The sequence below is a fragment of the Pantoea sp. USHLN256 genome (assembly GCF_037149875.1).
In the GTDB taxonomy this organism is placed as follows: domain Bacteria; phylum Pseudomonadota; class Gammaproteobacteria; order Enterobacterales; family Enterobacteriaceae; genus Pantoea; species Pantoea nemavictus.
On record NZ_JBBCQO010000001.1, the window covers coordinates 249,853 to 264,217 of the forward strand.

Here is a 14,365-nt window from a genome sequence, read left to right on the forward strand (position 1 = left end):
CCTGCAACGACCCCGGTGCATTATCGATAGATTGCTAACCAGGGTAAAGACCGGCCATGCCGCCGCGCGAAATTGTTAACAGAAATCGCTGGTTATCTTGGGTTTTTGTTACTAACACGCTATGGTGAGTGCCCTTCAGCTGCCTATGCGGCGGCCGATGCAGTGGTCAATAACCAGAATTCAGCAAGGATATCGGGCATGGAGTTCACCATACGCAAAGCGCAGGCAGAGGATGCAGAGCTGCTGCATCAGCTGGGCCGCATGACCTACAGCGCGCATTTTAAACATATGTGGGTTTCCGCAGAAGAACTGGATGCCTTTATCGATAAAGAGTATGGCCTTGCGGAGCTCAACAGCAGCCTCGCGGCCCCGAATGAGAGCTGGCTAATCGCCGAGACGGACAAGCCGATTGGTTTTGCCAAAGTCACCTGGAACACGCCGGTACCCGATTCAGGCATGAGCGGCGCGCTGCTGAATAAGCTGTATCTCAATCCCGAAGAGACCGGCAAAAACTACGGCAGATGGATGTTCGAGAGTATCATCAATGAGGCGCGGGATAAGCGTGAAGGCTATTTGTGGCTGGAAGTATTAGGCGATAACGTCCGCGCGCGTAAATTCTATGAAGCCTTCGGCATGCAGCACATCAAAGATATTCCGTTTATCACCGCCTCGCAGCAGAGCACGCTGCAGATTCTGGGGATGATGATTTAAGCCGCATGTTGCACCCACGACTTGCGCCAGCACGAGCAAGTCGTGGACTTCCCTACAAAATAAATTTCCTTTGCTGCCAACCGCTTTACAAATCCTGCCCGCTTCTGACTTGATCAATCCCGTTAATCGATATTACTGTATACACATACAGTAATAATTTGAGATCGCAGCCATGCAATTTTATCAGCCCGCGGAGATCCGCGCCATTTTAGCGTTACCCTTGTTCATTAGCCGCGTGCCCTGCGGCTTTCCGTCGCCGGCGCAGGACTACGTTGAACAACGCATCGATCTCAATAATTTCTTAGTCGAGCATCCCAGCTCAACCTACTTCATTCGGGTCAGCGGTGACTCGATGATCGACGGAGGGATTAGTGAAGGTGACATGCTGGTTGTGGACAGCTCTCTTAAGCCCAAACACGGTGACATTGTGGTTGCCTCGCTTTCCGGTGAATTCACCGTGAAACAGCTGATGTTGCAGCCTGAGCTGCACCTCAAACCGATGAATCCCGCCCATGCGATTATTGCTATTCCTGACGCTGATGAGTTCGAAGTCTTCGGCATCGTTAAACACGTGATTAAAACCATAGGCCGCTAATGTTCGCCTTAGTGGATGTGAACGCGTTTTACGCCAGCTGCGAAACGGTATTTCGCCCGGATCTGCGTGGTAAACCGATTGTGGTGCTGTCGAACAACGACGGCTGCATTATATCCCTCAGCCGGGAAGCTAAAGCACTCGGCATCAAAATGGGTGCGCCCTACTTTAAACATCGCGAAGAGTTAATGCGCCACAAGGTGGTGGTGTTCTCATCGAATTATGCGCTGTATGGCGATATGTCGCGGCGCGTGATGGAGACGCTGGCGCTGATATCAACGCGCGTGGATGAGTACTCGATTGATGAGGCCTTTGTCGATGTCACTGGCATCGACGCTTGCATGACGTTTGACCAGTTAGGCCGTGACATTCGCGATCGCATCTATCAGGACACCCACTTGCGCGTGGGCGTCGGTATCGCACCGACGAAAACGCTCGCCAAGCTGGCCAACTGGGCCGCTAAGCGCTGGACCAAAGCTGAGAATGTGATGGATCTTTCCCTGCCGCACCGCCAGCGTGAGTTGATGAAGCTGGTCAAGGTTGAAGAGGTATGGGGCGTTGGCCGACGCTTATCAAAAAAGCTCAATCTGATGGGCATTAATACCGCGCTGCAGCTCGCTGAAACGCCCACGCCGCTGATCCGCAAACATTTCGGTGTGGTGCTGGAGCGCACGGTGCGTGAATTATGTGGCGAAGCTTGCCTGGCGTTTGAAGAGGTGATTCCCAATCGCCAAAATATTCTGTGCTCGCGCTCCTTTGGTGACCGCATCACCGAATATCATGACATGCGCGAAGCTATCGCTAATTACGCTGCACGAGCCGCAGAGAAACTGCGCAGCGAGCGGCAATATTGTCGGCATATTGGCACCTTTATTCGCACCAGTCCGCACGATCCGCATCATCCCTATTACGCCAATGCGGCCAGTCAGACGTTGATTACACCTACCGCGGACAGCCGTGACATTATTCAGGCAACGCTCAACTGTTTAGATCGCATCTGGATCCCCGGTAAACGTTATATGAAAGGCGGCGTCATGCTGGGCGATTTCTTTAGTGATGGTGTCGCGCAGTTTGACCTGTTTGCCGATTATCAGCCGCGTCATAATAGTGAGCAACTGATGGCGCTGATCGACAAGATGAATGCCCACCAGCGCGGTGCGTTATGGTTTGCCGGGCAAGGGATTCAAAAGCCCTGGTCGATGAAGCGCGAGATGCTATCACCCGCGTATACCACCCGACTGGCGGATCTCCCTGTGGCGAAATAGTCGACATATTCTGACTCTCGCTGCGCTTATTCGCGTAGGGTCAGTAATAACTGATGATGGCTATTATCCGCCAATGCCAGGTGTTAATAACATCACTTATTTCGTTTCACGTTGTTTATCCCCCTCTTGAATTACGCGCATGCCAATGCGATATTCAGGCCCTATCATCGCCACAGCGTAATAACATCCGGAGAGCGTATGTCGAGTGAAGAACGCGTGAAAGAGCTGGAAGAAAACGTCAATAGATTAGAAATAGAAGTCGCCGCCTTGCGGGAGCTGATGATTAAGCAAGTTGCGGTAAATAACATCACCTTTAAAGGAAAATATGATGAGGTGATTATTCAGCTGGCGAAAGAATATGAGGAGCGCGGTTTAGACGACGAGATGAATAGCAAAATGCACGAGGCGCTGCGTCAATATATCAACTATCAGCTGCCTGCTGTGGAATAACGCGTCGCTTTAGCGCTGTGCGTCACTCATACCCTCAGCGGATGGCGTCACCTGCACGCCCTGTGCGCCATCACGCCCTGCGCGCTTCGCCCGATACAAGGCATGATCGGCGTGCTCCAGCAGTTTTACTGCGCTGATTGAGGCCGGAGAAGCGGTGGTGGCACAGCCGGCGCTGAGCGTAACCTGGCCCTTCGGCGAGGAGATGTGGGGCTGATGCAACACCCGCACCGCTTCGACCACCCGCTTCGCCAGGGTCATGCCCTCATCGAATGAGGTATCAGGCAGGATCAGCGCAAACTCCTCACCACCATAGCGCGCCGCCATATCTGAACGCCGCCGGGCCACCGACGCTAAAACCCCGCCAATCACTGTTAAACACTTATCGCCCGCAATGTGCCCGTAGGTGTCGTTGTAAGCTTTGAAAAAATCAATATCCATCATGATCAGCGAAAGTGGCTTACCGCTGGCCGCGGCATTTGCCAGCGCCTCCTGCAGAAAACGATCGAATTCACGGCGATTCGCCAAACCGGTTAAACCATCGACATGGGCGAGTTGATTCAGCGCGAGGTTGGCGTGATGCAATTCGTCGCGCAGGCTGGTCAGCTCCTGCTGATAGCGCAACACGCGCCGCGCATGACGCAGCTGGACTGTGCCGAGCAAAATGATAGTGAGCAGCAGAATCAGGTTGAGAATAATGTCCTGCCCTCGCCCATTAATCCAGGTGCTGAACAGATCGTCACTGTTGTAACCGGCAGCGACGATAATCGGATAGCGGTCGGAACGCGCAAAGCCAAAAATGCGGGCTTGGCCATCGAGCACCGATTTCCACTGTCCGCTGCCGCGATCCATCCTGGCCAGCATCTCCTGAAACAGCGGGCTGGCAGAGAGATTTTTACCGATGTAACTGTCCGGCATTGGCCGGGCATAGAGAACGGTGCTGTCGGCCAGCATTAAAACCAGTACGTCACGTTTACCCAGTTCGTAATAGCTGTAGAAACGGCGGAAATAATCCACCTTAATGGTCGCCAGCAACACCCCCTTAAAACCGCCGCTGGCGTCACTCACGCGCAGCGAAACCGGAATCACCCGATCGCCGGTACTGCGGCTGGTGATCACCGGGCCGATATGCACGCTGTTGCGGCGATTAACGCGCTGATAGCTAAAATATTCGCGGTCGGAATTATTGATATCGGTAGGCACGCGCGCGGCTGAGGTGGCAATCCATTTGCCATCCGCATCGTAATAAAACAGCCCGTGCAACTGCGGCAGACGGCGTTGCAACTCGCGCATGGTATGACTCAGGTCAGCGCCCTGAATATTCGTTGCCAGCTGCAATTGCAAATCGCGCTGTATCTGGCGAAGCGAGAGTTCCGTTTGCAGGAAGGTATCTTCAGCCTGACGCGACTGAGACAAAGCCAGATTCATGGCAGACTCTTGCGCCTGGCGCACCGTTCCCAGCCAGGCTTCGCGCAAGGTCCAGATGTTCATGCTCACCACCGTGACGATCAGCAACACACCGGACAGCACAATGCTTTTAAGCAAACCCGAATCGTTAGTGGCCCGGGTATCCATTTTCCTGTTTAACTGCATTCTGTCCTCTGTTTTCACCCCACCACAGAGTTAAGCATGTAAAAACCGCATAGCGAGACGAAGGCGGATAAGTCAGCCGTTTAGGGTCAACTATCAGAGTAGTCTGTCCTGATAAATGCGACAGAAGCCTCCAGATTGCTGCCATTGTTAACTCCTATGACCAGTAACGAAATATTAATGTAATATGTCTCCACCACACTCTGTGGCTGCAATACACAGCACGCGTTCAATACGAGATTATTCGGTAGCGATATCTACCAGGCCCGCTTAGCGCGGGCTTTTTTTCGCCTCGGCATCATGGCGGAGCGAAAATGTCCGGCTTGCAAAAGTAAAACGATCGGTTTACTTTTTAAGGATGAAAAAGAAACAGGACATCATCCAGGCCGCAGAGCGGCTGTTCTATCTCAACGGCTTTCATGCCACCAGCACCGATCGCATCTGCAGTGAGGCGCAGGTCTCCACGCGCACCCTCTATCGCTATTTCCCCTCGCGCGAAGCGTTAACGGCGGCGGTGCTGGAGGCGCGTCAGGCACGCTTTTTTGCCGCGTTACACCAGCCAGAACATCCGCATGCGGTAGCCCAGATGTTCGATGTCATGCGTGAATGGATGCTTGAGTACGGCAACAATGGCTGCTTATTCCTCAAGGCATGGGGAGAGTACGCCGCCGAAGATATCGCGTTGGCCCAACAGGCGATGGCGTATCGCCATCATATGCGCGCCTACATTGCCCGCTGCGTGAATCCGCAATCATCGCCGGAAAACAGCGCGCTGGCGGATGCCGTTTGGCTGCTGTTTGAAGGGGTGCTGACCTCAGCGTTAGTGTTGGGCGCGGCGGATGCCTGTGCAACCGGCAAAGCAGCAGCGCTGCAGCTGTTAAGCGGTAAAACATGAAAAACTGCGCATTGGGCCTGACGGGCTTTGCGCTTATCGCCGTCACCTACGGAATGGCGCGCTTTGCCTGGGGTTTGATGATGCCGGACGTGATGCGCGCTATTCCGTTTACGCCGCGCATCTCCGGCGTGCTTGCCGCCTGCAGCTTCGCCGCGTACTGCGTGGCGGTCATGCTCGCGCCGATGATGACCGCCCGTGCTGGTGCAAGAATGCCCGCCAGCGTAGCAGCGCTGTGCGCGGCAGCCGGCATGCTGATACTGGCTTTAGCCAGCTCGGCCTGGATGCTTGGTGCAGGATTATTTATCGCTGGCCTGAGCGCTGGCCTCGCCTCTCCGGCGCTGGCGGCGGCGGTGAGCCAACGGGTTGACGTTGAACAACAGCCGCAGATGAATACGCTGATCAATGCCGGCACCAGCATGGGCATTATGCTCTCCGTACCGATACTCTTTTGGTTACCGGGCGGCTGGCGCGCAGCATGTGCGCTCTTCGCGCTACTGGCGCTGTGCTGCATGGTACCGCTATGGCGCCAGCTGCCAGCAGAGAAAGAAACCGTTCGTCACCCATCCTGGTATCACAGCCTACGCCAGCGATCCCTGCAGTGGCTGATCGTCATTGCCCTGGTGAGTGGGATTGCCAGCGCAGCCTGGTGGAGCTTTGGTCCAGAACTGCTGCAGCGCATTGCCGTCAAGGACAACATTGTTAGCCTGTTGTGGCTCATCGCGGGTGCGGCAGGTATTGTCGGGGCGCTGACCGGCCCGATGGCAAAATGGCTGGGAATGTCGCAGGTTTACCGGCTGTCACAGTGCTGCCTGGCCATCCCGTTACTGGTGCTGGCGGCCAGTCATCACGCGTCAGGTTGGCTATTTCCCGCCGTGGCGTTGGGGGGCGCGGCGTACGTGACGCTGTCCGGTGTGCTGCTGGTGTGGGGCGCTGCGGCAACAGAGCAAGCTCCCGCCACTGGCGTAGGCATGCTGTTTTTCATGTTAGCGGCCGGTCAGGTCATCGGTTCACTGATGTTTGGCCAGCTGTATAGCGTTGCAGGCGCGCCGGCCGCGTTACTGCTGTTCGCGGCCCTGCCTTTATTGATGCTGTTCCTTATTCCACGTAACGCTTAACTTTTGCGGAAATAACACCTCATTCATCGCGAAAAGGATCCTTTTTATCATCCTCGCTATCATCGCGCGTTCTCGGTATTTCCCCATGCTCAGCCGGATTATCTTTCGCCGGATGGTTTTCCTCACTCACGTCTTTTTTATCTGTCTGTTTTTTTGAATCAGTCATTTTAAACTCCCGGCTTGGTTTAGAGTTTAAGTTTAGATCATTCCGGAAAAAATGGCGGAGGTAGGTGATCGCTCATTACCGCTACGCTTAACGATTAAGGATTAAATAACTGTCTGGCGTGCAGGCATAAATATTTGTGCCAGACTTAGCAGCAGATAAGCGAATAAATTCATGGAGAGTATATGAAACGTATTTTTTTAGCTTCAACGTTACTGTTATTGAGTTTGGGCGCGGGTGCCGCCGAAGGCGGATTCAAGTCGGGAGAGACGGCCCCCCCGCAAAATAATCAGGATGCCGGCTACAAGGGCTCTGAAGACACCGGGCAGACACCTATTTCGCGTATTCGTGATTTCCGTCAGGGTGGTTATGTCACGCTGGAAGGTCATATCATTGAAAAGTTGAAGGGCGATGATTATCGATTCCGCGATGATACGGGAACCATTACCATTCAGGCAGAAAAGTCTACGTTTAAAGAAAAAACCTATTCGGCCGACGATAAAGTTCGCGTCAGCGGAAAGGTTTATGGACGTGGCGATCAAACCACGCTGAAGGTATCGCGTATTGATGAGCCTTGATTACCTGGAATTAGCGCTGTAAAACTTGCCGGGTGAGAGGACTTTCATCCCTCTCACCTGAATCATTTTCTGCAGCACAACTCTACTTACAATCTAGCCTACGGCTTAAAGGATTGTTCAAATTCTTTTCCCAAGCAAATTTTTTATTCCAGTACGCAATCAGGAGTCAGGTAATAAAGGTGTTCAGATCAGTCTCCTTTGCGCTGAAAGGCATTTCCCCGTGTGTTTTTTACGGGCCAGCCAGTTTAATTGCGCAATGAATAATCGATTTGAAATATAAGTTTTTCGCCATTCCTAACACGCCACTTTGCGGGTATATTACTTCGCACAAAGTGAATAGAACTCGTAAGAGTCCCAATGAGTTTTTATGGATAGAACGATTTATATTGTTGACGATGACCCCTCCGTCATCACCGCGCTGAAAAATCTTCTGAGCTCAGAAGGCTACCTGATCTCAACATTTACTTCTCCTGCTCAATTTTTACAGCAATCTCACTTCAGTACGCCGAGCTGTCTGATCGTAGACCTGAACATGCCGGGTATGGATGGCTTCGATGTCTCGCATGAACTCACAGAACGCGGATACGCTATTCCGACTATTTTTCTGACTGGGTTCGGCACTATTCCGCTGACGGTCAGGGCAATGAAGGCGGGGGCGTTTGAATTTCTGACCAAACCCGTGATGCCTGATGACCTGGTACAAGTCGTGTCTGATGCGCTAGCGTTAGCCGAAAAAAGCGTGGCTCTCTCAGAGGAAAAACGAGCGCTGACCGGTCGCTATCACTCTTTGACGCCGCGTGAAAAGGAACTGATGCAGTTCCTCATTCGCGGTTTATTGAACAAGCAGATGGCCGCCGAGATGGGCATCAGTGAAATTACCGCAAAAGTACATAAGCGCAGAGTAATGGACAAAATGTCGGTGCGTTCCATTTCAGAGCTAGTACGGGCAGCAGAAAAGCTAAACTTATTAAAAGATGAATAAGCGCGCTATTTCATTACTATTATGCCGTAGCGCGCCTCCCGCAAAATAGTGCGGGAGGACGACATTAAAAATTAGGTTACCCCATGCACCGGTAGGGTAAACCAGAATAAACTCCCGCCACTCTGGCGATTTTCTGCATTTAGCACGCCACCATGACGCTTGATAATTTCGTTACTGATCGTCAGCCCCATTCCCATACCATCCGCTTTAGTCGTATAGAAAGAATCAAAGATTTTATCGATAACATCTTCTGATAAGCCAGAACCATTATCCGCGACCTCAATACGAATAAAACCAGGCGTAGGATTTGATGAGGCCAGCCGCAGGATTCGCGCGCCAGAATTATCGGCCATGGCTTCGATAGCATTGATGACCAGGTTAAGCAGCACCTGTTGAATTTGTACACTCTCGCAAAAAACCTCATCCCTCTCTGCTTTAATCTCTAACTCCAGAGAAACAGATCGACGCTCAAGCTCCAGGCGTGACAAGGTTAAAATATCGCGCGCCAGCAGATGCATTCTTGCCGGACCATATTCAGAAACATTATTCCGCGTGAGGGATTGTAAGCCGCGAATAATCTCACCTGCCCGGCGACCTTCTTTAATAATTTCTTCTATACCTTCAGTGGCCTTTGCCAGATGCACCAGATCGCGTTTCAACCAGCGCAAGCTGGCACCCGCATTCGCCACAATCGACATCAGCGGCTGATTGATTTCATGCGCGATAGATGAGGTTAACTGCCCCACCGTCGTCGCGCGCGCGACGCGCGCAAGTTCAGCCTGCGCAATCCTCACCGCATCTTCTGAATGGCGTTGCGCGGTGATATCCGTAAGCGTGCCGAAATATTCGGCGACCTCCGGCCAATTTTCTACTGGCTCACCGATGCCTTTAATGTAGCGACATTCACCGTCATCACGGATAATGCGGAACTCTGCCTGCATACTCACGCCATTCAGGACGCTGGTTTCAATCAACTCTTTCAGACAATGAATATCATCAGGATGCACCCGGCTCTGAAACTCCACCATTGAAGTGCTTAGCTGTTCGGCTGGCAGTCCCATGATGCGTTTATATTCATCCGAGATCAGTTGGATATCCGGTGTCAGATGCCAGTGCCAGGTTCCGGTGTTACTGATTTTTTCACCGAGCATCAATGATGTCTGGCTGGCGCGCAGCTGCTTTTCAATTTTCCGCCGCTGGATATTCTCTTCCAACAGTTCGGCATACAGCCGTGCGGTTTCAAGTGAAACCGCGGCCTGGGCGCCGAGCATAGAGACAATGCGCGAGTGTTCAGCAGTGAACACATCCGGCATCAGTCGATTCTCCAGATACAGCACCCCAACCATTTGCGCCTGCCTGAACATTGGCACACACATTACCGCCGCGCCGGAAGCAACCAGATAATTATCCTGACTGAACGGGCTGAACACTTCCGGTCTTCCGGTGCGGATCTCTTGTCCGGTACGGATCACCGCTGAAAGGATCGACAGCGGCAGATCGGTGGCAACCGGTCGCTCATTGACAATTTTAACTCTGACCCCGTCCACCGTTGACGATGCTCTTGCCTGAATTTCAGGCACACTGCCGTCCACTAAACGGATCAAAATAGCGTGCTGCGCCCCGGCCCGCTCCACCAACATCATCATCAAAATATGGATCAGCCGATCAAGGTTTATCTCTTCGGTTAAGGCGCGCATGGCGGTCACCATACTTTGCAAGTCGCTGATGGCCGCGCTTTGCTCGAACGTTACGGTGTTTAAAGCCGTCTGTGGATGCAGGGCTGTTAGATGAGGATAGTGTGCTTCAAGCTGACGTACCTTGGCCCCCGCTCCCCAACGATCCCATGCTAAGTGGGCACCTTTGATATAGCCATCTGCAGCAAAGGTCATGCCGCGAGCATGAGCAAAACGACCGGCAAGCTCACACGCCAGCCCATTGATATGATGGAACTGGCCTTTCCGCGACAGCTCAATGGCCTTTTCATAATGCTCCATTGCCTCCCCGGTTTCACCCGCCAGCCTTAGCAGTTCGGCGCGCAACAGCGCTTCTTTGTCGGCAAAAGTTCCGGCGTTTTCCGATGCCCAGGTAACGATTCTATCCAGATGGCGCTGCAGTCGCTGCCGCATCGTGACATCAAACTCAGTCGGCTGTAGCGGTATAGAGAGTGAGAGCGCGCTGTACAGATGAAAATCCAGCATATGCACATGACCGGGGATGAACGCGGTCAGAGGGGCCGCGTCAGTAAACTGGCGATGAGCGGCAGCATATTCACCGGCGAAAAAATGCGCCATACCTTTATACAGCCGAGCCCAGAACTGCATCAGCAAGAGTGGTTCAATGGCGTTCTCGGGTTTCACCACCGCTAATACGGGCGAGATAAAGTGATCGCCTGAAAATGTCTCTGCTCCAGGCTTACGCAAGAACATGACGTAATCCAGCTGCATACCCAGAATCACTTCCACATCGCGATACTGTGCTTTGCGCACATACGCTATGCCGCGGGTTATTGAGGTATGTACCCCATCCAGATGGTCACCACGCGCCAGGCAATTCATGGTGAGATGACGCAGCGCCAGACACGCTGAGGTGCGATCGCCAATATCCACCGCCACATCAAATGTCGCTTTAGCGCACTCAATGGCGTAATTCAGCGGCATGGTCCAGACACTGACCTGATCCAGTGGCATCAGCGTCCGAGCTTTGTAGCTGACAAAGTCGTGCTTATACACCAGTTCACGCGCCAGCAATGCGCTGGCAAATCCGCGGCTGTACTCATCATACTGATCGCCACACACCACGCCGTACCACGAGAGCGCCAACGTTGATGCACCACTGATGCCTTTGGCCATTGTCAGGTGAAGCAGTTTACACAGGATGATGAACTGCAGACGCGGACTGATAAAGGCCGCGAACGTGCTGGCACTGGCCATCAGGTTCATCACGGCTTCGGTCTTGTGGCAGGTAAGAAGCGGCAAAGAGCGGAAGCGCGTATAGGGATTTTTCCCCACATCCTCTTTCAATAACAATCTTGCGGCATCGCACTCCGCTTTATTGGGATAGCGGTCAAGATGGATACCAAAAACCGCCAGCCAGGCAAGCGCTGTCTCCAGTGCTAACTGGCTATCTGACTGGCGCATATGAATCTCAGCAATCAGCGTGGCCGCATCGGCTTTATCCGTTACAGCGCCTGGCGTGGCCAGAATCTCGGAACTCAACGCCAGCGCGGCCGATAAATTACCGTTTAAAAACTCGCACTCGGCTTGCTCAAATAGAAATTCGCCACGCTCTTCTAATCCTGAAACAGCGCTAAGCGCGCGGGCACAGTGTAAAAAACGCAGCGCGGAAACGTAATCACCCATCATTTTTGCTCGCCGCGCCGCTTGCAGTAACAGCTGGCAGAAGGCAGCAGCATCTGGCGTGAGCAGTTCATGATTTTTGAGGGTTATGATGTGATGTGCGGCACTGAACAGTAGCGTATGCGACCTATCCTCGCGGGTTGCCCGCATGTAGAACTCAGCGGCAGCGTGATGAAAATGGTCTTTCACTTCGGACGTAATCAAATTGAGGGCGGCTTCATGCATGCTGTTATGCATAAAGGCATAGCGACTCTCTGTTAACGCAATCAGCCGGGCTTCAACTGCGGGTAACAGCGTTGCCTGGATCGCGCTAACCTCAATGCCCAGAATGTGGCGCAAAACCTGCAAATCATCCGCGCTGCCTAAACAGGCTAGCTGGCCCAAAAGCTGGCGGACGGGATAAGAGAGTAATTGCAGCTGTTGTAATACGCAGGCTGCGACGTTGGCGGTGTAATGGCAGTTTTTGAGTGCCTGCGGATGGTAGGTCCATTTATCAGACGCGAAGTGAGTAATGTGATGATCGCGTACCGCCTGACGGTAAAATTCACGCGTGGCGAGCGGATTACCTGCGGTTTTTTCATGGATAATCTGCGCAAGTTCTGCCGTCTCTGCGCTGCGCGCGTGGAAAAGTCCGGCCAGCCAGTTGGCAATATTTTTGGGCGACAGCGGCTCAGGCGTGATATCCACAATGCGGGTAGCTGCCGCACGGAGACGCTGCAGGCTGGCGGACACCTCGGGACAAGGCAACGCGGCATAATCGCGGTGAGAGATCACCAGTAACAAGGGAATATCTTCACTGGAACGTAACAAATTTTCCAGCAGCTGCAAGGTTGCCTGATCGGCCCAGTGCACATCATCAATTAATAAAATCAGCGGTCGACCGGGTGCCGTAAACGCTTTGACCAGGCTACAGGCCAGCAGATTTAAACGATTTCGCGCATCCAGCGAGTGCGCATCGGTTGGTACGCTGGCTTTTTGATTAAGCAGGATGCCCAATTCGGGCACCAGGTTGACCGCCAAATCGGCATAGTCACCCAGTAGCCGCCCAATATGGGTTTTCCAGCGCGCCATCTCCTCAGCCGGAAGGCCCAGTAAATGCAGCGTCAGCGAGCGGAACGCTGAGGTAAATACGGCATAGGGCAAAATAGGGGAATGCTGGTCGGCTTTCGTCACCGTCAGTAGCGCATTTTTCTCACGCAGGATTTTTAACGCCGAGACCATCAGGGAAGATTTGCCTGAGCCGGGAGATCCAGAAATGGCTACCGTGCAGTGTTTACCGCTACGGCATACCTCATCAAACGCTACTAACATCTCGCTGGCCTGGGCGTGGTCGCTGTACAGCTCGTCGGATAAAAGTATCGAGGTCTGCATGTCCTGTAAGCCTAAGGCAAAAGACTCTACCCTGCCGCCAGGCATCAAATTTGACTCGCAACGCCTGAGATCGGCCAATACTCCCTCAACCGTTTGATAGCGATGCTCTGGCGATTTGGTCAGCAGGCGTAAAATGATGGAGGAGAGTACCAGTGGGACATCTTTGCGCAGCATGTGCGGCGGCAGCGCTTCGGAAGCAATGTGATGGTGTACCCACTCCGCTTCGCCGCCATCGGCACTGCCATAGGGAAGTTTGCCGGTGAGCAACTCATAAAGCACAATGCCCAGGCTGTAGAGATCGCTGACCCGACTAACGCGGTGCGGCGTGCGTGACGTATGCTCAGGCGACATGTAGGCCAGCGTTCCGCCGGCGATAGGTGCGCCCAGCGGCTGCTGAGCTTCGTTTTCCATAAAAGCCAGGCCAAAACCGCCGAGGACAACCTCACAGTCGTCCGTAAAGAAAAAATTGGCGGGTTTTATGTCACCATGAACCACACCTTGCTGATGCAACTTACTAACCGCGTGGCACAAAAGCAGCGCATGACTAATGAACTTCTGGATTTTTCCTGCGGGCATGTGCAGGTAATCGGCCAGTGTTTGGTAGCTGAAAGGCGGGTAAATCAGGGCGTAGCGCCCTTGATATAACGTGTGCCTGATCGGTTTTAGCGCCCAACTTTCTGCTAATGACGCGCGCAGCGCATACTCATTTTTCAACAGCTGGGTAACCTGAAAAGTCGCTTCTTCGCCTGCTGCCGTCGCCAGAACGAAGGTTTCACCGGAGATCTCGTGCCGGCATTCAAGCCATTCCACCAGCCCTTGCTGGGCGAGATGACGGAAGACGATGTCGTCGGACAGCACCAGGCCAGCGTCGTCTGCAATATTTAATGACAGGAACAGCGTACTCATGGGCGCATAGCCTGGGACATAAACGCCAATCGAATGTGTTCAAACAGCAGGTCGATATCTATAGGTTTTCGCATAAAGGTTATCGCGCCCAGATTGATAGCGTACCAGAGCATATTTTCATCACCGTTGCCGGAGATAATAATGCCGGGTGGATTCTCAAGACGCTGAACCAGCTCCCTGAACAAGTCAAAGCCCGACATCCCTTTGAGTTCAACATCAATAATGAACAGCGCAGCGTCCTTCAGCGCCGACGCATCCGCTAACAGCGCCTCTGCCGACTCGAACGCCTGGGTTACATAACCTTCAGACTGAAGCAGATTAGTCAGGCCACTGCGAACAGAACGTTCATCATCAACAACGACAATGCGCTGCGACAGCTGCATGCTGTTTTCCT

12 protein-coding genes are annotated in these 14,365 nt (G+C 53.1%); 8 read left to right on the plus strand and 4 right to left on the minus strand.

The features are described 5' to 3' along the window. Positions 1–198 precede the first annotated feature (198 nt). The 4 genes from WFL93_RS01205 to WFL93_RS01220 all read left to right on the plus strand — a co-directional run bounded on the left by WFL93_RS01205 (position 199) and on the right by WFL93_RS01220 (position 3,018). Positions 199–711, plus strand: coding sequence for a GNAT family N-acetyltransferase (locus tag WFL93_RS01205; protein ID WP_007891095.1), 513 nt, complete (start codon positions 199–201; stop codon positions 709–711). Between the two features lie 172 nt (positions 712–883). After that, positions 884–1,306: a translesion error-prone DNA polymerase V autoproteolytic subunit gene (umuD, locus tag WFL93_RS01210; RefSeq protein ID WP_336777096.1), complete on the plus strand. Its 423-nt coding sequence runs from the start codon at positions 884–886 to the stop codon at positions 1,304–1,306. Continuing rightward, positions 1,306–2,568 (plus strand): translesion error-prone DNA polymerase V subunit UmuC, encoded by a 1,263-nt coding sequence (umuC, locus tag WFL93_RS01215; RefSeq protein WP_336777097.1) that lies wholly within the window; start codon positions 1,306–1,308, stop codon positions 2,566–2,568. The genes umuD and umuC overlap by 1 nt, the downstream gene beginning before the upstream one ends. A gap of 198 nt (positions 2,569–2,766) precedes the next feature. Further along, positions 2,767–3,018 carry a hypothetical protein gene (locus tag WFL93_RS01220; protein ID WP_007891122.1) on the plus strand — a complete coding sequence of 84 codons (252 nt, stop codon included), beginning with the start codon at positions 2,767–2,769 and terminating at the stop codon, positions 3,016–3,018. 9 nt (positions 3,019–3,027) lie between these two features. On the opposite strand, the gene WFL93_RS01225 is transcribed toward WFL93_RS01220, so the two are convergent. Further along, positions 3,028–4,608 (minus strand): sensor domain-containing diguanylate cyclase, encoded by a 1,581-nt coding sequence (locus WFL93_RS01225; RefSeq protein WP_336777098.1) that lies wholly within the window; start codon positions 4,606–4,608, stop codon positions 3,028–3,030. Positions 4,609–4,963: 355 nt separating this feature from the next. Between WFL93_RS01225 and WFL93_RS01230 the strand changes: the two genes are divergently transcribed. Then, positions 4,964–5,500, plus strand: a complete 537-nt coding sequence (locus WFL93_RS01230) for a TetR/AcrR family transcriptional regulator (RefSeq protein ID WP_049851862.1) — start codon at positions 4,964–4,966, stop codon at positions 5,498–5,500. Next, positions 5,497–6,615 (plus strand): MFS transporter, encoded by a 1,119-nt coding sequence (locus WFL93_RS01235; RefSeq protein WP_336777099.1) that lies wholly within the window; start codon positions 5,497–5,499, stop codon positions 6,613–6,615. Before WFL93_RS01230 ends, WFL93_RS01235 begins: the two co-directional genes overlap by 4 nt. Positions 6,616–6,634: 19 nt before the next feature. Here the strand turns inward: WFL93_RS01235 and WFL93_RS01240 are convergent, their stop codons facing one another. Then, positions 6,635–6,781, minus strand: coding sequence for a hypothetical protein (locus tag WFL93_RS01240; RefSeq protein ID WP_336777100.1), 147 nt, complete (start codon positions 6,779–6,781; stop codon positions 6,635–6,637). 182 nt (positions 6,782–6,963) lie between these two features. Between WFL93_RS01240 and WFL93_RS01245 the strand changes: the two genes are divergently transcribed. Both WFL93_RS01245 and WFL93_RS01250 read left to right on the plus strand, forming a co-directional pair. After that, a complete protein-coding gene (locus WFL93_RS01245) occupies positions 6,964–7,356 on the plus strand; it encodes a YgiW/YdeI family stress tolerance OB fold protein (protein ID WP_336777101.1) in 393 nt (130 codons plus the stop codon). A gap of 367 nt (positions 7,357–7,723) precedes the next feature. Then, a complete protein-coding gene (locus tag WFL93_RS01250; RefSeq protein ID WP_007891134.1) occupies positions 7,724–8,338 on the plus strand; it encodes a response regulator transcription factor in 615 nt (204 codons plus the stop codon). Between the two features lie 71 nt (positions 8,339–8,409). Here WFL93_RS01250 and WFL93_RS01255 read toward each other — a convergent pair whose 3' ends face one another. Both WFL93_RS01255 and WFL93_RS01260 read right to left on the minus strand, forming a co-directional pair. Continuing rightward, on the minus strand, positions 8,410–13,971 hold the full coding sequence (locus WFL93_RS01255; RefSeq protein ID WP_336777102.1) for an AAA family ATPase: 5,562 nt from the start codon (positions 13,969–13,971) through the stop codon (positions 8,410–8,412). Then, positions 13,968–14,354 carry a response regulator gene (locus tag WFL93_RS01260; protein WP_007891139.1) on the minus strand — a complete coding sequence of 129 codons (387 nt, stop codon included), beginning with the start codon at positions 14,352–14,354 and terminating at the stop codon, positions 13,968–13,970. Before WFL93_RS01260 ends, WFL93_RS01255 begins: the two co-directional genes overlap by 4 nt. Positions 14,355–14,365: the final 11 nt, after the last annotated feature.